The organism is Cohnella sp. GCM10020058, from assembly GCF_042683485.1.
GTDB lineage: Bacteria > Bacillota > Bacilli > Paenibacillales > Paenibacillaceae > Cohnella.
Genome location: NZ_JBHUJV010000013.1, coordinates 392,523 through 414,243 on the forward strand (window position 1 = coordinate 392,523; position 21,721 = coordinate 414,243).

Below are 21,721 nucleotides of genomic sequence, written 5' to 3' on the forward strand. Positions count from 1 at the left end.
GTCAGAGCCCTAATCCTTGCCGAGCAGCAGCGCGATGCGGGATCCGATCGTCTCCTCGCTCATCGGGCCGCCGATTACGATATCTTGAATCTTGCCGTCGGCCGTAATGAAGAAAGTCGTCGGATATTCCTTCAGGCCGTATTTGCGCTCCGTTTTTTTGTTTTTGTCGAGCAGCACGGGAAAATGAATGTCGTATGATCTGAGGAAGCTGCCGACGCTGACGCGGTCCTCGCTCAGATTGATGCCGACCAGCTGGACGCCTTGCGCTTTCCATTTGTCGTACTGCGCCTGAAGCGCGGGCATCTCGTTACGGCACGGCGGGCAGAACGTCCCCCAGAAATTGACCACGAGCGGCTTGCCCCGATAAGCGTCGAGGCTGTGGGTCTGGCCGTCGAGGCCGAGCAAATCGAACGAAGGCGCATCGCTGCCGGGTTTAAGCGCTTTATTGGGCGTCAAAAAGGACTGGCCGATCGCGTATCCCCCGACAAGCAGTACGACGGCCAGTATGATGTATTGGATCGGTTTGCGATAACGCTTCACTTTGTCACCACCGGCGTCTTTTCTTCCATTATAGCGAAAATACCGGATTCGCAGGCAAGCGCCCGGAGCTCCGGTTTTGAACATTGTGTGACACGCCGCGACACGCCTGTGTCTTGCGTCCGAAAAGCCGGTTTATCCGCCCCGCTCCGCTTTTTTGGCGGCGTCGCGCAGCGATTGAACTTCGGCATCCGACAGCTTGCGGTATTTGCCGCGCTGCAGGTTGTCCAGCGTGAGACCGCCGAACGAGACGCGCTTCAGCCGGATGACCGGATGATGGATCGCTTCGAACATCCGCCTTACCTGGCGGTTGCGGCCCTCGTGGATCGTGATCGAGATGGTGGCCTGCTTGCCTTCCGGATCGACGTCGTGATATTCGATCTCTGCGGGCGCCGTCATGCCGTCCTCGAGCTTGATACCCTTCTGGAGCTTGTCCAGCGCATCGCCATGGGGCACCCGCTCTACCGTCGCCAGATAGGTCTTCGCTACGTGGTGGCGCGGATGGGTGAGCAAATTGGCGAGCTCGCCGTCGTTGGTGAGCAATAGCAGGCCTTCGGTGTCGTAATCTAGCCGTCCGACGGGATATACGCGTTCCTTGACGCCTTTGAGAAAGTCCGTCACGACCGTGCGGCCTTTTTCGTCATGCATGCTCGTGATGACGCCCTTGGGCTTATTGAACAGCAAATAAAGCTTGCTCTCGGATTTGATTTTTCTGCCGTTCACCGCAATGGCGTCCTTGGATGGATCGGCCTTTACGCCGAGCTCCTTGACTACCTCGCCGTTGACCGTCACCTTGCCGGCCGCGATGAGTTCCTCGCATTTGCGTCTCGAAGCGACGCCTGCGTTGGCGAGTATTTTCTGTAATCTTTCTTCCACTGATGGTTCACCTCACCCCCCATCATACTCCGATGGCGGGTTTTGCACAACTTGGGCGGAGACTCCTTAAGAGGGGGATGTTAAAAAAGTAGCCAGCAAGCGAAGATAGCCGCGAAAAAACCGACCGCGTCTGAAAAGAGACCGACCTTAAGCGCATACCTGGCGTTGCGGATGCCGACGGCGCCAAAGTAAACCGTCACGACGTAAAGCGTCGTGTCGGTGCTGCCCTGGACGACGGAGGCGATTCGCCCGATCAGGGAGTCGGGGCCGTAGGTTTTAATGAGGTCGGTTGCAAATGCGAGGGATCCTGCGCCCGTGATCGGGCGAAGCAGGCCAAGCGGAAGCACCTCGGCGGGAATGCCGAGCTTGCCGAACAGCGGGGCGACCCAGCCGACCAGCATGTCCATCGCGCCAGAGGCGCGGAACATGCTGATGGCGGTCATCATGCCGACGAGGTGAGGAATGATGCCGATCGCCGTCTGGAAGCCGTCCTTGGCCCCGTCGACGAACGTTTCGTAAACCGGAACCTTGCGGAAGGCGGCGACAAGCGGGATCAGGACGATAAACATGGGGATCGCCCAAGCGGAGAGCGCATGCAAGGCGGCAACCATGGCGAACGCTCCTTTCTCCCTTGGAATCCAGCGGTATTAAAACGATGCCGGCGGTCCAGCCTGATGCCGGGCGGCTGACGCTGCGGTTGGCGGCTGCACAGGAGGTGCCCCGCGCTGCCTGCGGCGGTACCAGCGGTCCGCGGCGATGGCGGCCCCGGTAGATATGGCGGTGGCAAGCAACGTCGGACCGATAATATCGGCCGGATGCGCAGAGCCGAAATTCATCCGAATGGCGATCAGCGTCGTCGGCACGATCGTAATACTCGCGGTATTCAGCGCAAGCAGCGTGCACATGGCCGGCGTAGCGACCGAAGGATTCGAATTAAGCTTCTGAAGCTCCTGCATCGCGCGGATGCCCATCGGCGTCGCTGCATTGCCGAGTCCGAGCAAGTTGGCGCTCATATTGGACAGGATGTAGCCGAGGGCCGGATGGTCCTTCGGCACGTCCGGGAACAGCCAGCGGACGACCGGAGCCATCAGCAGCGACAGGCGGCGCACGATGCCCGACACCTCGGCGATTTTCATTAGCCCCATCCAAAACACGAGGATGCTGATCAGTCCGAAACAGACGGTGACGCCCGTCTGAGCGCCTGTAAAAGCGGCCTCGGTCACCTGCTGGACGCGCCCGTTAGCGGCACCGAAGACGACGCTCAACGCGATCATGCCGAGCCAGATCCAGTTGACCATAAGGCCGCCCCCTTCTTCTTCGTGATATGTCAATCGGCAGCCGGCGCCTGAGGCAGCAGTTCGACCGCGCCGATTGGCTCGTCCTTTAACCGGTACGAGAGTCTTCCTCTGTAACCCAGCTTGTAATCCGTTGTTTCGGGGCCGTAAAGATCAAGACGGATCTCGACCGCGCTTCGCTCGCCTTCTGCAAACGGATAGCGAAACGTGGAGGCGGCAACGAAAGGATAATCTTTAATCGCCGCTCCTTTAGCAATCACTTGCTCCATACGATATGCGGCAAAGCCGTAATCGAGCAGCTTGGCGTGATCGTTCCAGTCGTCCCCGTCGTTCAGCGTCACGGCAGCCAGCTGCCTGCCGTCTCTCGTCGCCGAGCTGACGAGCGTTCGCAGCGCCTGCTTCGTGTAGCCTGTCTTGACGCCGTCGGCGCCTTCATAAAGATGGAGCATTTTGTTTTTGTTGACCCACCGATAGCCCCATTTCTCGGCGGGATTCGGTGCAGTTTTGACCTTGGTACCGACGATCTCCCGAAAAGTCGGGCTATGCAGCGCATAAGCCGCCAGCTTCGCCATATCGTTCGCGCTCGCGAAGTGGCCTTTTTGATCAAGTCCGCTCGGATTGGCGAAATGACTGTGCGTCATGCCGATTTCCTCGGCTTTGGCGTTCATTAAATAGACGAAGCCGTCCAGGGATCCACCGACATGCTCGGCGATTGCCGTCGCGGCATCGTTGCCGGAGCGCAGCATAAGACCGTACAGCATGTCCTTCAGCTTCATTTTCTCCCCGGCCTTCAGATAGATCGAGGAGCCTTCCTTGCCGGCGGCCCGATTGCTCACCGTCACGATGCCGTCCAGATCGCTTTGTTCGATCGCGATGATCGCTGTCATAATTTTGGTCGTGCTCGCGATCAACATCGACTCGTCGCCGTGGCTGCTATAGAGCAGCCTGCCGCTCGTAACGTCAATCAGCGCGGCCGCCTTCGCATGCGTGGACGGCTTGCCGGGCAAAGTTCCTGCGGGCTTCGCAGGCGATGCATGCGCGACAGAATTGTTGCCCTGGTTTGAAGCGGATGCGAAAGTAAGGTCTGGCGAAATCCAAAGCGACAACGCAGCCGTCCCGGCCGCCGCGATTTTTAAGATGCGCGCGCGCCGGCGGCTTTTCGCACAAGCTTGCATGAACGGTTTCCTCCCTGCGGGCTTGCTTGTCTGCCTACCGTCTATCCATTGTATGCGGGCATGTCCGCGGTTATGCGGCCGCTTCCTGCCCGTGCCCGAACGTAAACAAGCGCAAGGCGAACACCCGATTCGGGCAAGCCTTGCGCTCGTTTTTCGCGGATCGAGCCAGAGGCTCAGTGCGAGTTTAAGTCCGGATCCGTCGGCATCGTACCGGCGGTCCGGCGGTCCTCGATCAGCATGTCCTTGTCGCCCCGGAACATGCGCTGCAGCTTGTCGACCCAGGTCGGTACCGCGTCGATCAGCCGTTCGAACAAGTGCGTCTGATTGTCAAGCGGCACGACCTTGACCCCTTGCGCGCCTACGACAAGAAAAGCGATCGGACTGATCGATACGCCGCCGCCGCTGCCGCCGCCGAACGGCATCTGAACGCTGGCATTGTGACCGCCGTCCTGTTGATTTTGACCTTGCTTGCGATTCGCGTGCTCTTCCATGCCCTGGAATTCGGATCCGCCGGCCGCGAAGCCGAAGCCGACTTTACTGATCGGCAGGATGACGCTCCCGTCCGGCGTTTGAACGGGCTCGCCGACGATCGTGTTGACGTCGACCATTTCCTTGATGTTTTCCATGGCCGTCTGCATCAAGCCTTGAATCGGATGTTCGGACATGCTCTCGCTCGCCTCCTATGCTGTATGCTTGCGCGGCACTCGAATAAATGAAGCCTTCCGCCAGCTATAGGGTAACCGTCGTCCGTGCGGAATATGTAACCCGTATAGCCGCAATGTCCCGATCCCGCAAGCGATTCGACCGCTCTTACGATCCGGACGCTTGACGGGGAACCGATCGCCAGTCCCGGAACGCTTTACGGAGCGCGGAACCGTACCGCAGACGAGGCAGCAGCTTTATCCCGTGCGCAAGCGCGGTACCGGCCCGGATGCGAAAATCCGCTTCCCATACGACAGACAGTTCGATCCCTGCGTAAACCGGCTCCACTTTGCCGTGCGGGTGCGTATTAAGCGTGACGAATCGGTCCAGCAAGCCGGTCGCGATCCCCATGACCGACCAACAAAGCCCCGTCGCTACGGCGGTGGACGCCGCATCGCCCGTTCCGATGCGTACATCCATCCGATAGCGCGTACATTCGATTTTACGTAACCCTTCGAACAGCCAGCCCTTTAATTCCCTGATCGATACTAGCATTTCCCGCACCGCGAGCCTTAAGCGCCGCAGGCTTCGCAGATTGATCAGCATACGCCGGGAGCCTGAAGATTTCCGGCCGCCAGCCGTCGCCTCCGTCTGCTCCTTCATATGGTACGACAGGCCGGTCTTTGAAAGCCGAATCGTCGGGATTTCTACATGAAAACGGTACAAGCCGTACAACGCATGTACGATCACGATGAGTTGGTCGAGCTTGCCGCTGCGCGAATATCGGATCCGAAGACGGACAAACGACAGACAAGCGGCGACGACAACAGCCAGGAGACACGCTGCTGCGGCCCAATACCAAAAAACCATACGCTCCCCCGCCTTTCGCATGGGGATAGTATGGCCTGGGCACATGGGTTCATGCGCATAAAAAGATTAGAATTCCCAATCGTCGTCTTGCGGTGCGGCAGCCGGGGGACGCGCCTCTTTTTCCACTTTTTCCTCTTCGCCCTGATCCGCACGAATACGATCCGGCGAAGGGACTTCTTCGCCGTCACCATCTTCGTCGTCGGCAGGCAGTCCCTCGAGCAGCGCGCGATCCAGATCGTCCAGCGACAGCTGTCGGCCTTCGATCCGCTCGAACAGCATCCGGGTGCGCTCTTCCATGTCTTCGTCGGCATCGGCCGCGACGACCGGATCCGGCAGGTCCTCGATCCCCGATAAGCCGAAGTAATCGAGAAAAGCCTTGGTCGTCCCGTAGAGGATCGGCCGGCCGATCTGTTCGGCACGGCCGACCTCTTCAATCAAGTCTTTGGCGACAAGCGTCTGCAGGGGCCGCTCGGCCTTGACGCCGCGTATTTCTTCGATCTCTACGCGGGTGATGGGCTGCCGGTAAGCGACGATGGACAGCGTTTCGAGCGCCGCTTGCGAGAGCGGCGTTCGCGCGGGAGAATAGGCGAGCTTTTCGAAATAAGCCGCGTGCTCGGGCGCGGTCGTAAGCCGATACGTTCCTGCGATCTCCGCAATGCGTATGCCGCGCTTGCGCCTGGTGAGATCTTTTTGCAGATCTTTTACGATGTCGGTGACGACGTCGCCGTCCACCTCGACGATTTCCGCGATCGTCTTTTTCGTCAGCCCGTCTTCTCCCGCCACGAACAGCAGCCCTTCAAGTACCGATTTCAAGGTCGAATAATCCATCGTCGTCGGCCTCCCTTCCCGTCCACGTCAGCACGATCTCGTCGAACAGCCCGCTCTGATGGCAGCTGACCCAACGCCGCTTCATGAGCTCCAGCACGGCGAGAAAGGTGGCTACGATCTCCTCACGCACCGGCGAATCGCCGATAAGTTGAGAGAACATGACCTTTGCCTCACCCGCCGAGCCGCGCGTCTTGAGCACCGACATGATGTCGCGTATCCGATCCTTGACGGATATTTCGTCGCGCCGAATGGCGGAAATTCGATTTCTGCCGGCTGCGCGTCTCAGCGCCTTGCGGAACGCACGGACCAGATCGTCGACGTGCAGCCCTTCAACCGGATTGCGCTTAACGCTCGGCTCGAACGGCGACAGATCATAAGGCTCGCGCGTAAACACCAGGCTGCGTTCGAGCTCGTGCTCGCGCAACTGCCCGGCGATCGCCTTAAATTTCCGGTACTCGATCAGCCTGCGGATGAGCTCCTCGCGCGGATCCTCGCCGAAGTCGTCCATATCCGTCAGCCACGGCTCGTCCGTAACCGGCGGCTTGGGCAGCAGCTGCCTGCTTTTCATCGACAGCAGCGTGGCCGCCATGACGAGAAATTCGCTCGTTACGTCCAGCTCGAGCTCCGTCATTGCCTCGAGATAAGACATATATTGATCGGTAATATCGCTGATCGAGATGTCTTCGATGGCGATTTCCGCCTTGTCGATCAAATGGAGCAGCAGATCGAGCGGACCTTCGAACGACTCCAGCTTGTATAAAACGGTCGTGCCGATAATAAATCACCCTTCCCCAGCGTTCAAGCGATGCCCCGAACAGCGTCGAAGGCGGCGTAAAGTCCCGCCGCCTTCATAAGCTTCCGGCCGTCGGCCGATCCGATCAGCCTTGCAACGCCCGCGTCAGGTTGGCCATCTCGATCGCGGTCGCCGCGGCTTCCCAGCCCTTATTGCCGGCTTTGGTGCCCGCCCGCTCGATCGCCTGCTCGATGCTGTCGACAGTCAGTACGCCGAACACGGTCGGTACGCCGGTCTTGAGTCCGACGGCTGCGACGCCCTTGGCGGCTTCGTTGCAGACGTAATCGAAGTGCGGCGTGGAGCCGCGAATGACGGCGCCGAGCGTGATGACCGCGTCGTACTTGCCGCTCTCCGCCATTTTTTGCGCGATCAGCGGAATCTCGAACGCGCCGGGCACCCAGGCAACCTCCACCTCGTGGTCCTCGGCGCCATGGCGCTTGAACGCGTCGAGCGCGCCGCTCAGCAGCTTGGCGGAAATAAATTCGTTGAAACGGCCGACGACGACGCCATATTTTAACCCTTGGGAGATGAGATTGCCTTCATATACGAATGCCATAATCTTTCATCCTCTCTTCGGCGCAAGGCCGGTCTGTTCGTTTTGTTCAATCGTTTGGAGCGTGGCAAGCGGCTGCTCCTGGTCTTCCGGGAAAGAAAGCAGGTGGCCCAGTTTGGAACGCTTTGTACGGAGGTACGATTTGTTGTCCTCGTTTTCGTCCATCTGGATCGGCACGCGCTCCACGATCTCGAGGCCATAGCCTTCAAGGCCGCGGACCTTGCGCGGATTGTTCGTCAGGAGGCGGATACGCCGGACGCCAAGATCTTTGAGGATCTGCGCTCCGATGCCGTAATCCCGAAGGTCTGGCGCGAATCCCAATTTAATATTCGCCTCGACCGTGTCCAATCCCTCTTCTTGCAGCTGATAAGCGCGAAGTTTGTTCAGCAAACCGATACCGCGGCCCTCCTGGCGCATGTAGAGCAGAATGCCGCGCCCTTCGCGCGCGATCTGACGCATGGCGGCCTCGAGCTGAGCACCGCAATCGCAGCGGTGAGAATGGAAGATGTCTCCGGTCAGGCATTCCGAGTGCACCCGCAGCAGCACGGGCTCGCTGTCGTCGATGACCCCTTTGACGAGCGCGACATGCTCCTTGTTATCCACTTCGTTGGAATAGGCGACCATCTCGAATTCGCCGAAGTCGGTCGGCATGCGAACGGCTACCTCGCGCTTCACGAGCCTTTCCTTATCGTTGCGATAGCGGATCAAGTCCTGGATCGAGATCAGCTTCAGGTCGTGCTCCTTGGCGAAAAGCTGCAAGTCGGGCAGCCGCGCCATCGTTCCGTCTTCCTTGATGACCTCGCAGATGACGGCCGCAGGCTCCGACTCGCACAAGATCGCGAGGTCGATCGCTGCTTCCGTATGGCCGGAACGACGAAGGACGCCGCCCTTTTTGGCGATCAACGGGAAAATATGCCCCGGCTTGCGGAAATCGCCCGGCTTGGCGTCCGGATCGATCAATCCCTTGACGGTCATGGCGCGTTCGTAAGCGGAAATCCCCGTCGTGGTGGAGATATGGTCGACGGATACCGTGAACGCCGTGCCATGGTAGTCCGTATTGTGGCTGACCATCGGCGGGAGCTCGAGCTGCTCCGCCCGCTCTTGGGTGATCGGCGCGCAGACCAGCCCGCGTGCCTTCGTGATCATGAAGTTGATCACTTCGGCCGTCGCCTTTTCGGCGAGCGCGATCAGATCGCCCTCGTTCTCCCGGTCTTCGTCGTCCACGACGAGAACCATCTTGCCCCGCTTCAAATCTTCGAGCGCTTCTTCGATCGTATCGAAAGTCCCATTCTCCATGGCTCGTTTCCCCCTTGTACCTTCCAAGTCAGAAGCCGAATTCTCTCAGCTTCGCTTCCGTGAGCCCGGATGATGATGCAGCCGTTGCGGCTGGCAGGCTCCCGTGTCTCTCGTGCAGCAGATGATCGATATATTTGCCCAAAATGTCGTTTTCTACGTTCACCGTGGCGCCCGGCTGCTTGTTCACGAGCGCCGTCTCCGCCAGCGTGTGCGGAATGATCGATACCGCCAGCGTTCCGGACGTCCGGTCCGCATCGATGACGGTCAGGCTGATGCCGTCCAGCGTGATCGATCCCTGCGGCACGACGAGCCGCAGCAGTTGCGGCTGCTCGGGCCGCAGTCTGAACACGACGGCGTTCGCTTCGTGCGTGCGCGAGACGATTAGGGCCGTGCCGTCTACGTGCCCTTGCACGATATGTCCGCCGAAGCGGCCGCCGGCAAGCATCGCTCGCTCGAGGTTAACGGGCTCGCCCGGCTTCAGATTTTTGAGATTGGTATGTCTGTACGTCTCCGGCATGACGTCTGCGCTGAAGCTGTTGCCGTTGTAGGAGACGACCGTCAGGCAGACGCCGTTCACGGCGATGCTGTCGCCGAGCTTTACATCCTCCAGCACCTTCCGCGCGGCTACCGTCAGCAGCAGCGCTTCGCCGCGGCTCTCGATCCGCTGCAGCTTGCCGACCTCTTCAATAAGTCCCGTGAACATCCGCTAACCTCCTTCTCCTTGCCGCTGCGGGTATCCGGTCACGCACCAGTCTTCCCCGTAGCGCTCGATCGACGCGATCCTCATATGCTCGGCATCCCCCATTAGCTCCGGCCCGTTGAATGCGAAGCCCGAAGGCGCGCCGTCGCCGACGATCTTGGGCGCGTAGAACAGCATTATCTTGCTCGCAAGGCCGGCCTTGAGCAGCGAGCCGTTCAGCACGCCGCCCCCCTCGGCCAGCACGGAGCCGATGCCGCGTTCGCCGAGCGCCTTGAGCCCCGTCTTCAGGTCGACGCGCGGCCCGGGTCCGCAGCGAATGACGTAGGCGCCTGCATCGGCGAGCCGGCTCGCTGCAGCCACATCCGCTTCGTCCGTCGTCAACACGACGGTTGGCGCGACTGCGTTAAGCACGCGCGCATCCGGCGGTGTGCGAAGGCGGGAATCGACGACGATGCGTAAGGGATGAAGTCCCGGCACCGCTAGCCGCGTCGTAAGCTCCGGATCGTCCGCAAGCACGGTGCCTGCGCCGACCATGATCGCTTGATGGCGGTGCCGCAGCGTATGAACAGCCTCGCGGGACGACTCGCCCGTAATCCAGCGGCTGTGCCCCGTGCGCGTGGCGATCCTTCCGTCGAGCGTCAGCGCGGTCTTGATCGTTACGAACGGCATGCCCGTGACGATAAAGTGATTAAAGGCTTCGTTCAGCGCTCTCGCCTCTTCGCCCAAGAGGCCGACTTCGACCGCAATGCCGTGCGCCCGAAGCTTCGCGATGCCGCTACCCGCAACGAGCGGGTTGGGGTCCTCGGCCGCTACGACGACGCGGCTGATCCCTTCCGCAATGAGCCGATCGCAGCAGGGCGGCGTTCGGCCGTAATGGCTGCAGGGCTCAAGCGTTACGTACGCCGTCGCGTCCGACGCCTCGGCGCCCGCCATATTGAGGGCGTGTACCTCGGCGTGCGCCTCGCCGCGCTTCAAATGCGCGCCCAGCCCGACGATGCGTCCTTCCTTGACGACGACGCAGCCGACCATCGGATTGATTCCCGTCTGACCGGCCGCACCAGCCGCAGCTTGAAGCGCGAGGCGCATATAGAACGCGTCGTTCAGCAGCTCCATCCCTCGTCACTCCTTTTGAATAGCTGGCTTGGCAACTTGCCCGATAACGCAAAAAACCCGGAGTGCCATCCCCCGGGTCGAATAGTCGCACAGCATGAAACAGACCTGCTGCATGTATGAAGAAGTCGTCCGGCACGAACGGCGAATCGTCGTTGCAAAAATAAGGTTTGTGAAATGTAGCACAAACAATATCAACACTGAACGAGGCTCGCTTTATTCGTAACCGCACTTTCTGCCCTCATTTACACGTTCGGCCGTGCTGCGCTTCCTTCTCCCATCCAGACTGTCACTGTCGGTCCCGGAATCTCACCGGGTCCACCGCCTTGCGCCATCATCGGAATGAAAGGCGCTCACACGGGTCACGGACTGACGACTGTCCCCGCGCACTTGACGCAAAGGATGCCGATTACCGCCGGTGGGGAATTGCACCCCGCCCTGAAGGTAAGCATCAAAAATCGTTCGTCTTCCGTGGTGTCCTGACCGGTTGTCCGTCAGACAACCTATATCCGACTCCCAGAATCGGAATGAACGATTTATAGGCATGTTAGCACCATAAATGAAAAAAAGCAAGGATTTTCATCCTTGCTCCGCGCATCGTAAAAATCAATAATCATTCCATCCTTTCATTCATCCATTTTTACATTTTGAATTCGGGGTGCATTTGCTGACGTTGTTTCGCCTTCCTGCCGCTTGTCATCCTTTTCCCCATTTTAATTGCCGGAAGTTCAATGTAACGATAAGATAGCCACGAGATCGCGACCGTGACGCAAAATACCAGAAGAACAATGATGACCAGAGGAAGAACTCCATGTAGCAAGTGGATAGCGCCAATGAGTACGATAATGTGCCATAAATACAAGCTGTATGAAATGTCTCCGAAAAACCTCGTAATCTTCAGCGACAAGAGAGAACTCATTTTTTTCGAACCGAGCGCGATCATCAAAAAGCTCACAATGCCGGCCACAATTGTATAATCTTGCGCAACTTCGCCGACAAACGGTAGCTTCATCCGGATGGCTGCTCCTTGCATTTTAATACCGTATGTATACAACGCCATTGCGAGCGCTAATGATGCATATTTTACACGCCTGGGCAACCTGCCGTAAAAATGAATAAAAGCCAGTCGGTGTTTAGCGATTAGTCCGCCAACGATAAAAATCGCACAATAATGTGAAGTCTGCGAGAAGCTATTTTTAAATCCGTACACCGGCTCCCATTCTAACAGCTGATTCAACGATGTTATTGAAGATAGCAACAAACATACGATAAGGCTCAGTTGCCACTTCGCTCTTACGATTAGCAGCGCAAGGATGGGGAAAACGAGCGATATTCGCAATTCCTGCACCAAAGTCCAAATCACGGTATCATATCGTTTCGTATCGTAATTGCCCACCAACAGCAAATGATCGACGATGCTTTTCATGCTGAATTTTCCCGTGGATAATTCCGAGATCCAAGCGCCCAAGCCCTGGATGGGATCGGACGAACGAAATGCGATCATGGCAACGACAATTGCCGCCAGATAGGGAATATAAATCCGGAAGAAACGCTTGATCAAGAACTGTTTATAGCTCACCTTTAAATGGCCCAGAAAAGGTAATGTCAGCACAAAACCGCTCAAAACAAAAAACAGCATGACCGCTCCATGGCCATATACCGCCATGCGCACAGGTGTATTCACGTACAAATACGAAGTAAACGGCCCCGGAAACAATGGCCAAATATGACTGAAAAATACCGACAGAGACGCCAACCCGCGAATTGAATCCAGTTGCGTGATTCGTTTATCGATGACCAAACACTCCCATAATCTTATAGATACATTTTGTATCTATTAGGAGTCATTTGTCAATCGCTAAAACGATACCATACAGTGAAAAACAGTGAAAGAATTTGAAAATCAAAAAGACCCGCTCATAGAGCGAGTCAACTTAAATTTAAAAGCTTACTCGGCAACCGAAATGGACTCGAACTTGTCGCCGCCGCGCAGGGCGTCGACATGCTCCATGCCGGACACGACTTTGCCGAAGACGGTGTGAACGCCGTCGAGGTGCGGCTGCGGCGAGTAAACGATGTAGAACTGGCTGCCGCCCGTGTTCTTGCCGCGGTGAGCCATCGCGAGCGCGCCGCGCTCATGCTTGTTCGGGTTGATCTCGCAGTCGATCTCGTAGCCGGGACCGCCCGTACCGTTGCCGTTCGGACATCCGCCCTGCGCGACGAAGTTCGGAATGACGCGGTGGAAGCTCAGGTTATTATAGAAGCCCGTATTGGCCAGCTTCTCGAAGTTGGCAACCGTGTTCGGGGCGTCCTTGTCGAACAGTTCGATGACGACCTCGTTGCCGTTCGCCAGTTTGATCGTGGCTTGCTTGGACATGAAAATCAACGCTCCTTTTCATTCACTGTTTTTGACTTGTCCCATCATACTACATTTTGAGAAAAAAGGAAAAAGGCCGCCGCAAGCGACGGCCTTAAGACCCGTACAAGCTTTCGTTGCAGATTGGTACGCCGACAGGGCTTACCTTAAGCGCGCACCGCTTGCTTTTGGAGACGCTCCGGCAGCAGATCGTTCCGGGCAATATCCTCGAAAGATTCGCGAGCCACGACGAGGTCTGCTTGTCCGTCCTTCACGAAGACGACTGCAGGACGGCGAATACGGTTGTAGTTGCTCGCCATCGCGTAGTTGTAAGCGCCGGTGCAGAATACCGCGAGCAAGTCGCCGGACTGCACGGCAGGCAGCTTGAGGTCCCAGATGAGCATGTCGCCGCTCTCGCAGCACTTGCCCGCGACAGATACGAGCTCGGTTGCTTCCTCTTCCGGGCGGTTGGCTAGCACAGCTTCATACTTGGATTCATACAGCGCAGGGCGCGGATTGTCCGTCATGCCGCCGTCGACGGCAATGTACTTGCGGACGCCCGGAATATCCTTGCTCGTGCCGACCGTGTACAGCGTCGTGCCGGCATCGCCGACGATGCTGCGGCCCGGCTCGACCCAGATCTCGGGCAGCGGATAGTCGGCAGCTGTGAACGATGAGATAATGGCGCCCGTAATCGCCTCAACGTATGTCGCCACCGGCAGCGGCGTGTCGCCCTCGACGTAGCGGATGCCGAAGCCGCCGCCCAGATTGATAACGGAAAACGTCTTGTCCAGCTTCGCGCGCACTTCGAGAGAGAATGCGGCTACCTTTTCGACTGCCATGCGGAAGCCTTCGACCTCGAAAATCTGCGAGCCGATGTGCGAGTGAACGCCGAGCAGGTTCAGCTGCGGCTGGCCGAGCGCCTCTTCGACGGCGCGAAGCGCGGTGCCGTTGCCAATGTCAAAGCCGAACTTGGAATCCTGCTGGCCGGTGGAAATGTAGTCGTGCGTATGCGCCTCGACGCCCGGCGTAACCCGCAGCAGAATGTTGACCTTCTGTCCGCGCTCGGCGGCGATCGCGTTAAGCAGCGCGAGCTCGGTGAAGTTGTCGACGACAAAACAGCCGATGCCGGCATTCAGTGCCATCTCGATCTCGTCCGGCGTCTTGTTGTTGCCGTGGAAGTGAATGCGCTCCGGCGGGAATCCGGCCTGCAGTGCCGTATACAGCTCGCCGTCCGAGACGACGTCGAGGCTCATGCCCTCTTCCTCGGCAACGCGGCACATCGCCATGACGCAAAATGCCTTGGATGCGTATGCGACCTGGAACTTGAGGCCCGTCGCCTTGAAGGCTTCGACGTATTCGCGGGCGCGCTGGCGCACGAGCGCCTCGTCTACGACGTAGAGCGGCGTTCCGAACTTCGCTGCGAGATCAAGCGTGTCGACGCCTCCGATTTCAAGATGTCCTTGGTCATTAATACGGCTGGTACCGTGAAAATACATGTATGATTTCCCCTTTTCGGACTGGAATTCGATCGCGGCGTACGGCTCTAACCGGTCGCAGCAGGCGACGCTATACGCGATAATCAAAGTATATCCCAGTATGCGATTTGGGGAAATGGAGGATTTGGCGCAACTTTTGCATTCCTTCACGCCAGAGGCGGCGAGCCGCCCTATACAGGCTGCTTATCGCTCTGCTTCGGCCGGTAAATCGAAGGCCGCATTCGGCTCTTCGGCAGCGGTCTGCGCAGCAGCACATTGAGCATCGCCGGACCGTTAAAAGGAATAAACGGCCACATATACGGCGTGTTGTACGATCGGATCATGACCAGGGAAATAAGCATGATCGCGGCGCAGGCGGCAAAACCCGGCAGCTGGAACAAAAAGACGGCGAGGAGAAGCACCAGCCGCACGATCCGATTCGCGAGACCAAGCTCATAGCTGGGCGTCGCAAAAGTTCCGATCGCGGCCACCGCCATGTACAAAATAACTTCGTTAATAAACAAGCCCGTTTTGACGGCGATATCCCCGATTAAAATCGCCGATACCAGCGACATGGCGGTTACGAGCGGCGTCGGCGTATGAACCGCGGCCAGACGCATGAGGTCGACGCCGATCTCGACGAGCATGAACTGTAGAATCAGCGGCAGATCGCCGGTTTTATCCGCGCCGAGGAACCATAGCCATGAAGGACGAAGCTCCGGCGATTCTGCGTACATGTACCAGAGCGGCATGAGGAACATGGAAGCCAGCAAACCGAAAAACCGGATCCAGCGTAAATACGTTCCGATGAACGGACTTTGCCGGTTCTCTTCCGCATGCTGGATCAAGTCGAAGTACGTGGTCGGCAGCATCATCACGCTTGGAGACGTATCGACGAGTACGGTCACGCTCCCGTCGAGCAGATGCGAGGCGACGACGTCCGGACGCTCGGAGTATCGCACGAGCGGGAAAGGGTTCCATCCCGTCTTGACCGTGACCTCCTCGAGCTGCTTGTCCGCGAGCGGAATGCCGTCGATTTTGACCGATTTGATCTTATCCCGAACCGACTCGACAAGCTTGGTGTCCGCCACGTCATCGATATATACGATTGCGACGTCTGTTTGCGTGCGCTCGCCGACCTTCGTAATCTCAAAGCGCAGCTTCGGATCGCGCAGCCGGCGACGAATCAATCCGACATTCGTCAACAAGCTTTCGGTAAAGCCGTCTTTACTTCCTCGAACCACCTTTTCGAGCTCGGGCTGCTCCGGCTGCCGTCCCGGATACTGCCTGACGTCCATCAGCAGGACCCGCGGCTCGCCGTCCACATAAAAAGCGGCATTCCCCACGAGCACGTCGTTCACCATTTCGGTAAACGAATCGACTTCGCGGATTTGAATCGAAGGCATGTAGTATTTCAAGAAAGTTTCCAGGGCATCATGGCTGACGCTGTCAGGCGTCAGATAAGAGAGCCGTTTTAACACTTCTGTCAGCGCCGTGTCTTTTGCAAAGCTGCTCAAAAACAACAGCCCCGTACGGCATCCGCTAAAGGTCATTTCCCTGATTTGCACATCGAAGGAAGCCGACATGCCGAACGTCTTCTTGACCTTTTCCAGCCAATCGTTCATTTCGGCCGGCATGATATCCTCCGGCTTCTTTTCGTTATCGGTTTGTTTGGTTTGCTTCTCGTTCCGCTCCTCGTCGTGCTTCACAAACTTATCCTTGCCCGTACGCCTCTTCCGTTCCGGATCGGCAGGTATCAGAGGCCGAATCGGCGGTATTTCCTCTTCTTTCGTATCGGCATTCAAGCGAGGGCTGCCTTCTTTGTTCAGCTCCATGCTTCCGTGTTCCGTCATATCCATGCTTGCCCCTCCTGTCATTCATGCATCCGTTGGAACAACAACCAATCCGCAAGCGAGCCCGCCACTTTTCCGAGTACCATCGCGATCAGCAGCGCGAACAGATACGGCCCGAGCCGCAGCCGCTTGGCGACGATCGGTATGACATTCAGCACCTCGGTCAGCGCGGCCGCCAGCATCCCGACGAAAATCCCCTGGAAGATGGCCGGTACGAGCAGCCACCCTACTCCAAGGGACATCCGCCAGTTGAATAGGTCGGCACAGTTAAAGCCGATCACGCCTGCGAGCAGCGCGGATTCGAACACCGCCGAACGCCGGTAGGCGCGGGTCAGCTGCACAAGTCTTGGCACGAGGTCCAGCACGATCAGCAGCGCAACGAAGGCACTCCCGACAGCGAAGCCGCCCGACAGTCCGACGATCGCGACGAGCGCTTCGCCTCCGAGCTCACGCATCCGGTCCCGCCTCCCGCTCTCTGGCTTTGGCATACTCCTCCGTGATGACGTAGTGGTTCACGTTTTCCTGATACATGAACATCTCGACCTCCAGCGGATTCGGTTCGTCGTTCAGCCGTTTACGGAAGACGCGGTTGAAAAAAATAAGCATGCCGAGGCCGACACCGAGCGAATACGGAATTTCGAACAACAAGGCATGACGGTCCGGACGGCCCGTTAGCAGCTCGATGATACGCCGCTGGACGACCGGCATGTCCACATCCGCATGAAAGTTCATAATGGCCATGCCCGACCCGAAAAACAGCAGCAGCCAAGCGGCGACAAGCAGCGTGTATCTTGGCTTTACCTTGCCCTCCGGCGTCGTTTCAAGCAATACGTGGGGCTCTCCGAATGTTTCGACTGTCAGCTCAGGGTCGAAGCGTCGAATCAATCGTACAATCTGAAGCATGTCGATCATCAGCAAATTGCCGTCTTCGGGGCGCATTTTCCAAACGATTAATTCCTGAATCCGGTCTTCGTAACTGCGATCGGTCTCAATCGATGCAATGTCTCCCAGCTTGACGACAGCGCCAGGTCTCACATCGACGCGCCTTCGCAAGCGTAAATATACGGTACCAGCCTTCAACCGCCGCACCTCCAGCGATCGTTTCCATATAGTATGAAGCAACGCCAGGCATCCCATCCGCTCCCAATGTAAAAAAGACCGTGCATCCCGTAATCCGGGCGCACGGTCCTTGCTTTCAATTCGCGCTTGCGTTTTAAAATGAAGGATCATTGAGCAATTTGCTCTTTGATGCTTTGCAATATTTTCTTCTCGAGCCGGCTGACCTGCACTTGCGAGATACCGAGCCGGCCGGCGACCTCGGATTGCGTCTGATCGCGGAAATACCGCAAGTACACGATCAGCCGCTCTCGTTCAGACAGCGCTTGAATGGCCTGGGTCAACGCAAGCTTGTCGAACCACTTCTCCTGTGCATCGTCCGAGATCTGATCCATCAGCGTGATCGGGTCGCCGTCGTTCTCGAATACCGTCTCGTGTATGGAGGTCGGCGGCTTGTTAGCCTCTTGGGCGAACACGATTTCTTCCGGCGTAACGCCCAGACGTTCGGCGACCTCGCCGATGGTCGGCTGCCTCCCGAGCACTTTGGACAGCTCGTCCTTCGTTTTTCGCACCTTGCCCGCCATTTCCTTCAGCGATCGGCTGACCTTGAGCGTACCGTCGTCTCTCAAAAAGCGCTGAATCTCGCCGATGATCATCGGCACCGCATAAGTGGAAAACTTGACCTCGTAAGAGAGATCGAACTTGTCCACCGACTTCAGCAGTCCGATACAACCGATCTGGAACAAATCGTCCGGGTCGTATCCGCGGCCGGCGAAGCGCTGCACGACGGACCAGACGAGTCTGATGTTGCTCGACACCAATGTGTCGCGGGCTGCCGAATCACCCGATTGACTAAGCGCAATGAGCCTTTTGACCTCCGCATCTTCAAGATAACCCGGCGGCGAAGATCGTTTCCATTCGATATCCATGCCCCCAACCCCTGCCGCGGTATTAGTTGAACAATGCTTTTTTAGACTCGATGCGCTTCTTCATTCTGAGGCTCGTCCCTTGGCGAGGCGCGCTGGTCGCCTCGAACTCGTCCATGAAGTTCTCCATAATCGTGAAGCCCATGCCCGAGCGCTCCAGCTCCGGTCTTGAAGTGAACAACGGTTGACGCGCGATATCGAGGTCTTCGATGCCGCGGCCTTCGTCCCGGATCATGATCGAGATCGTATCGCCCGCGATCTCTACCTCGAGATGGACGATTCCGGTAGGATCGTTGTCGTAGCCATGGATAATGGAGTTGGTGACCGCTTCGGATACGACTGTTTTAATATCGTTGATCTGTTCCATCGTCGGATCGAGCTGCGATACGAAGGCGGCGACGGCGACCCGTGCGAAGGCTTCGTTTTCCGATCTTGCGGCAAAGGAGAGTTTCATATGGTTGTCGATGCTCATGATACGACCTCCAGACCGGCCAGCGCCGAGCGTTCATTGTCATAGAACGATAGAATCTTAAACAAGCCCGACAGCTCGAACAACCGCTTGACGTTGTCGTGTGCATCGCAGACGACCATCCGGCCGCCGCGCCCTTTTACGAGCTTGTAGCGCCCCAGGACGACGCCCAGTCCCGAGCTGTCCATGAATTGCAGGTCTCTCAGGCTGAGCACGACATGGTCGCACCTGCCGCGCAGTATCGCGTCCTCCATCTTGAAGCGGACGATATCCGCCGTATGATGGTCCAATTCCCCTCTCAAGCGAACGATGAGCACGTTGCGCTGTTGCTCCAGTTCCACCTGTAAACTCATTTCGATTCTCCTCTCACGCGCCTTCAAGTTTATGGTAGATGCATATCTTTCTACGAGCCGCTTCCTCATTCCTGCTCTCCGACAAAACTAGAAGAAGCCTACAAAAAGACGACAAAATACGCAAAGCAGCGGAGACGATTTTTCGTCCCGCCGCCTTGCGTAAGCTCATTTCCCGCCTAAAAACAGCTTGCCCGTGGAGCGCTTGAGCAGCGTCCAATATCCCGCCTTATCCACGTGCTGCGGCGCTTCGATCGGGAACTCCGCGATCACCTCGTTGCCCCGATACACGATCAGCTTGCCGACCTGCTGACCCGCGGTTACCGGCGCCGCAACCTTGTTCTGAATCGCCAGCTCGTGACGGATTTCCTTGCCGCCCTCGCCTTTGCGAACAAGCACGCTGTAAGAATGCTTCGCCGTCAGAGGCAGCTCGGCGGATTCGCCTTTTTCGATCTTAAGCTTGCCGATCGTATCGCCGGCCTTGTAGATCTGTACGTTCGAATATTGCGAAAACGCATAGTCCAGAAGCTTCGAAACTTCCGCGTTGCGCGTCTTCGTGTTGGGTTCTCCCATCACGACGACGATCATGCGGAGATTATCCCGTTTCGCCGTGGCGGACAAGCAAAACTTCGCTTCGCTCGTAAACCCGGTTTTCAGGCCGTCCGCACCCGGATAAAAACGCACGAGCTTGTTCGTATTGACGAGCCAAAACGGCTTTTCCTTATCTTTACGGAGGTAGTCCTGGTAGGCCCCCGTGTACTTGGTAATCTCGGGATGTTTGAGCAGCTCCCTTGACATCACCGCGATATCGTGTGCCGACGATACATGTCCCGCTGCCGGAAGACCGTTGCAATTCGCGAATCGCGTATCCTTCATACCGAGCTCTTCCGCGCGCTTGTTCATCATTTTCACGAATTCATCTTCGCTTCCGGCCAATTTTTCGGCCAGCGCCACCGATGCGTCGTTGCCGGATGCCATCGCTACGCCCTTGAGCATGTCGTTAACCGTCATCTGCTCGCCCGGCTCAAGGAATATTTGCGATCCGCCCATCGACGCCGCGTATTCACTTGTCGACACTTGGTCCGTCAGCTTGATCCGATCATCGTCGATCGCTTCCATAACGAGCAGCATTGTCATAATCTTGGTGATGCTTGCCGGCGGTAGCGCCGAATGACTGTTCTTCTCGTAGACAACGGTACCGCTGTCCGCATCCATCAGTACGGCTGAACGTGCATTCGCGGCAAGGTCTGTTTGAGGACCGCTTGACTGCGGAATGGCTCTTTCCTTTGCCCATGCCGATGCGGGGATCAGCAGAGAAGCAGCGATACTAAGCGTCAACGCCCGTCCCCAAGGACGTCTTTGATGTTTATGTTGCTGGTGGCTCAAGAATGATGTCCCTCCTGCCGGTCGGCCAAGTCGCCGCCCTGGATTCGTCTTGAGAACTAGTGTGCCCGCAGCATCTGCATCATATTCCAAGTTGTGGGGCGGATCCGAAAGTCGTCATGGAGAGATTGGAGAAATACCCAGAGAGGGGGAGTGGCATGGTATTTTTTGGTGGATACATCTCAATATAACACTACGCGACACGTTTCAGGGCTTATCCCTTTCGCTCAACAACGCTTTTCGTTCGTTTTTTCGCGTTTTAACAAAAAATATGCGTACCAATTATTCTCTCGTGCAATAGCGTTATGTTTTCGTATTTTCTTCTTGCGCAACAACGTTTGCCCTTTGCTCAACGCAAGTAATCTTTCTGACCTTATACCTTTCGCTCAATACGAATGCAGGCTAGACAAATTGATAATTAATATCATCTAAAATTTCCAACGATCATACACACCGTTTAGTAAAAAGGAGTGCATGATGCTACTCAGCGGTCTATGCCGCTCTGCAAGATGCGGGGTATCGGCGCCTTCGCCGCGTCAATTCCTGAAAGGTAATGGATTTTCTTGCGCTGCATGAGAGCAGTAGATGGTTCATCATCAGCATTTTACTGCTTGAGAAATTGAACAAAAAAGTTTGTTGGTTCAAATAAGCTTGCAGATGCTTGGGTCCTAATCCTTGGAGGACGTGGTCGAACCAGTGCATGGCATGCATCAAGACGGCCGATAGCGGCTTAAAGCTCTTCATTCCGCGGTAGGCGTAGGTTTTAACATTTTTAAAATCGGTCTCTACGTGATGCTCTGAAAAAACATCATAAACATATCGCGTCAACAACCGCGATTGGCCGGCTAAATACAAATCCATCTGGACCAATTTAACAGCCACAACATCCTCACCGTCTATCTCGGCTCCGATCACGATGGGTTGATCCGTCGGTTCAGTGACCAGGCTCGAGAAACAACGCCATCCGTAAATGCCTCCCGTCACCGCGACAGATCCGCGCAGCTTCTGCTCCTCGGCCTCTATAGGCAATGCGTCCCGCAGTTTATGTCCGATCAGCCAAGCGGTCTTGTATGTCACGTCTAAAATTTCGGCCAATTCGACAGATGTCGTTTCCTCAGCAAGCCATTGCATGGCTCTAAACCAGTGACGTAACGGCGTTCGCGTTCCATGCATGA

At 57.0% G+C, this 21,721-nt stretch carries 24 protein-coding genes and 1 riboswitch; all 24 genes read right to left on the bottom strand.

Annotated elements, in window-relative coordinates:
* Positions 1 to 9: 9 nt before the first annotated feature.
* A complete protein-coding gene (locus tag ACFSR7_RS23240; protein ID WP_378165690.1) occupies positions 10 to 540 on the bottom strand; it encodes a redoxin domain-containing protein in 531 nt (176 codons plus the stop codon).
* Positions 541 to 672: 132 nt separating this feature from the next.
* Positions 673 to 1,413, bottom strand: a complete 741-nt coding sequence (locus tag ACFSR7_RS23245; RefSeq protein ID WP_378165692.1) for a pseudouridine synthase — start codon at positions 1,411 to 1,413, stop codon at positions 673 to 675.
* Positions 1,414 to 1,493: 80 nt separating this feature from the next.
* Positions 1,494 to 2,024, bottom strand: a complete 531-nt coding sequence (locus ACFSR7_RS23250; RefSeq protein WP_378123225.1) for a spore maturation protein — start codon at positions 2,022 to 2,024, stop codon at positions 1,494 to 1,496.
* Between the two features lie 36 nt (positions 2,025 to 2,060).
* Positions 2,061 to 2,711, bottom strand: a complete 651-nt coding sequence (locus tag ACFSR7_RS23255; RefSeq protein ID WP_378165694.1) for a nucleoside recognition domain-containing protein — start codon at positions 2,709 to 2,711, stop codon at positions 2,061 to 2,063.
* A gap of 29 nt (positions 2,712 to 2,740) precedes the next feature.
* A complete protein-coding gene (locus ACFSR7_RS23260) occupies positions 2,741 to 3,883 on the bottom strand; it encodes a D-alanyl-D-alanine carboxypeptidase family protein (RefSeq protein WP_378165696.1) in 1,143 nt (380 codons plus the stop codon).
* A gap of 173 nt (positions 3,884 to 4,056) precedes the next feature.
* Positions 4,057 to 4,548: a GerW family sporulation protein gene (gene ytfJ / locus ACFSR7_RS23265; protein ID WP_378165698.1), complete on the bottom strand. Its 492-nt coding sequence runs from the start codon at positions 4,546 to 4,548 to the stop codon at positions 4,057 to 4,059.
* 145 nt (positions 4,549 to 4,693) lie between these two features.
* A complete protein-coding gene (locus ACFSR7_RS23270) occupies positions 4,694 to 5,395 on the bottom strand; it encodes a DUF2953 domain-containing protein (RefSeq protein ID WP_378165700.1) in 702 nt (233 codons plus the stop codon).
* Positions 5,396 to 5,461: 66 nt separating this feature from the next.
* Positions 5,462 to 6,223, bottom strand: coding sequence for an SMC-Scp complex subunit ScpB (gene scpB / locus ACFSR7_RS23275; RefSeq protein WP_378165702.1), 762 nt, complete (start codon positions 6,221 to 6,223; stop codon positions 5,462 to 5,464).
* Positions 6,192 to 6,935 carry a segregation and condensation protein A gene (locus ACFSR7_RS23280; RefSeq protein WP_378165704.1) on the bottom strand — a complete coding sequence of 248 codons (744 nt, stop codon included), beginning with the start codon at positions 6,933 to 6,935 and terminating at the stop codon, positions 6,192 to 6,194. The genes scpB and ACFSR7_RS23280 overlap by 32 nt, the downstream gene beginning before the upstream one ends.
* Before the next feature lie 166 nt (positions 6,936 to 7,101).
* Entirely contained in the window at positions 7,102 to 7,572 is a 471-nt protein-coding gene (gene ribH, locus ACFSR7_RS23285) for a 6,7-dimethyl-8-ribityllumazine synthase (protein WP_378165706.1), read from the bottom strand.
* A gap of 6 nt (positions 7,573 to 7,578) precedes the next feature.
* Positions 7,579 to 8,865 (bottom strand): bifunctional 3,4-dihydroxy-2-butanone-4-phosphate synthase/GTP cyclohydrolase II, encoded by a 1,287-nt coding sequence (locus ACFSR7_RS23290; RefSeq protein ID WP_378165708.1) that lies wholly within the window; start codon positions 8,863 to 8,865, stop codon positions 7,579 to 7,581.
* 28 nt (positions 8,866 to 8,893) lie between these two features.
* Positions 8,894 to 9,568 carry a riboflavin synthase gene (gene ribE / locus ACFSR7_RS23295; protein WP_378165710.1) on the bottom strand — a complete coding sequence of 225 codons (675 nt, stop codon included), beginning with the start codon at positions 9,566 to 9,568 and terminating at the stop codon, positions 8,894 to 8,896.
* A 3-nt stretch (positions 9,569 to 9,571) separates the two neighbouring features.
* Positions 9,572 to 10,678: a bifunctional diaminohydroxyphosphoribosylaminopyrimidine deaminase/5-amino-6-(5-phosphoribosylamino)uracil reductase RibD gene (gene ribD, locus ACFSR7_RS23300; protein WP_378165711.1), complete on the bottom strand. Its 1,107-nt coding sequence runs from the start codon at positions 10,676 to 10,678 to the stop codon at positions 9,572 to 9,574.
* A gap of 262 nt (positions 10,679 to 10,940) precedes the next feature.
* Positions 10,941 to 11,125: riboswitch (FMN riboswitch) on the bottom strand.
* Positions 11,126 to 11,315: 190 nt separating this feature from the next.
* Positions 11,316 to 12,476, bottom strand: coding sequence for an acyltransferase family protein (locus ACFSR7_RS23305; protein ID WP_378165713.1), 1,161 nt, complete (start codon positions 12,474 to 12,476; stop codon positions 11,316 to 11,318).
* A 147-nt stretch (positions 12,477 to 12,623) separates the two neighbouring features.
* Entirely contained in the window at positions 12,624 to 13,052 is a 429-nt protein-coding gene (locus ACFSR7_RS23310; RefSeq protein WP_378165715.1) for a peptidylprolyl isomerase, read from the bottom strand.
* A 146-nt stretch (positions 13,053 to 13,198) separates the two neighbouring features.
* Positions 13,199 to 14,530: a diaminopimelate decarboxylase gene (lysA, locus tag ACFSR7_RS23315; RefSeq protein ID WP_378165717.1), complete on the bottom strand. Its 1,332-nt coding sequence runs from the start codon at positions 14,528 to 14,530 to the stop codon at positions 13,199 to 13,201.
* A gap of 170 nt (positions 14,531 to 14,700) precedes the next feature.
* Positions 14,701 to 16,368 carry a spore germination protein gene (locus ACFSR7_RS23320; protein ID WP_378165719.1) on the bottom strand — a complete coding sequence of 556 codons (1,668 nt, stop codon included), beginning with the start codon at positions 16,366 to 16,368 and terminating at the stop codon, positions 14,701 to 14,703.
* A gap of 14 nt (positions 16,369 to 16,382) precedes the next feature.
* Positions 16,383 to 16,817 carry a stage V sporulation protein AB gene (locus tag ACFSR7_RS23325; protein WP_378165721.1) on the bottom strand — a complete coding sequence of 145 codons (435 nt, stop codon included), beginning with the start codon at positions 16,815 to 16,817 and terminating at the stop codon, positions 16,383 to 16,385.
* Complete coding sequence (locus ACFSR7_RS23330) at positions 16,810 to 17,499, bottom strand: stage V sporulation protein AA (RefSeq protein ID WP_378165723.1); 690 nt, start codon at positions 17,497 to 17,499, stop codon at positions 16,810 to 16,812. The genes ACFSR7_RS23325 and ACFSR7_RS23330 overlap by 8 nt, the downstream gene beginning before the upstream one ends.
* A gap of 89 nt (positions 17,500 to 17,588) precedes the next feature.
* Positions 17,589 to 18,347, bottom strand: coding sequence for an RNA polymerase sporulation sigma factor SigF (sigF, locus tag ACFSR7_RS23335; RefSeq protein ID WP_378123211.1), 759 nt, complete (start codon positions 18,345 to 18,347; stop codon positions 17,589 to 17,591).
* 22 nt (positions 18,348 to 18,369) lie between these two features.
* Complete coding sequence (gene spoIIAB, locus ACFSR7_RS23340) at positions 18,370 to 18,816, bottom strand: anti-sigma F factor (RefSeq protein ID WP_378165725.1); 447 nt, start codon at positions 18,814 to 18,816, stop codon at positions 18,370 to 18,372.
* A complete protein-coding gene (gene spoIIAA, locus ACFSR7_RS23345; RefSeq protein WP_090112966.1) occupies positions 18,813 to 19,166 on the bottom strand; it encodes an anti-sigma F factor antagonist in 354 nt (117 codons plus the stop codon). Before spoIIAA ends, spoIIAB begins: the two co-directional genes overlap by 4 nt.
* Positions 19,167 to 19,331: 165 nt before the next feature.
* Entirely contained in the window at positions 19,332 to 20,471 is a 1,140-nt protein-coding gene (locus ACFSR7_RS23350) for a D-alanyl-D-alanine carboxypeptidase family protein (RefSeq protein WP_378166094.1), read from the bottom strand.
* Positions 20,472 to 21,038: 567 nt separating this feature from the next.
* Positions 21,039 to 21,719: a hypothetical protein gene (locus tag ACFSR7_RS23355; RefSeq protein WP_378166119.1), complete on the bottom strand. Its 681-nt coding sequence runs from the start codon at positions 21,717 to 21,719 to the stop codon at positions 21,039 to 21,041.
* Between the last annotated feature and the right edge of the window lie 2 nt (positions 21,720 to 21,721).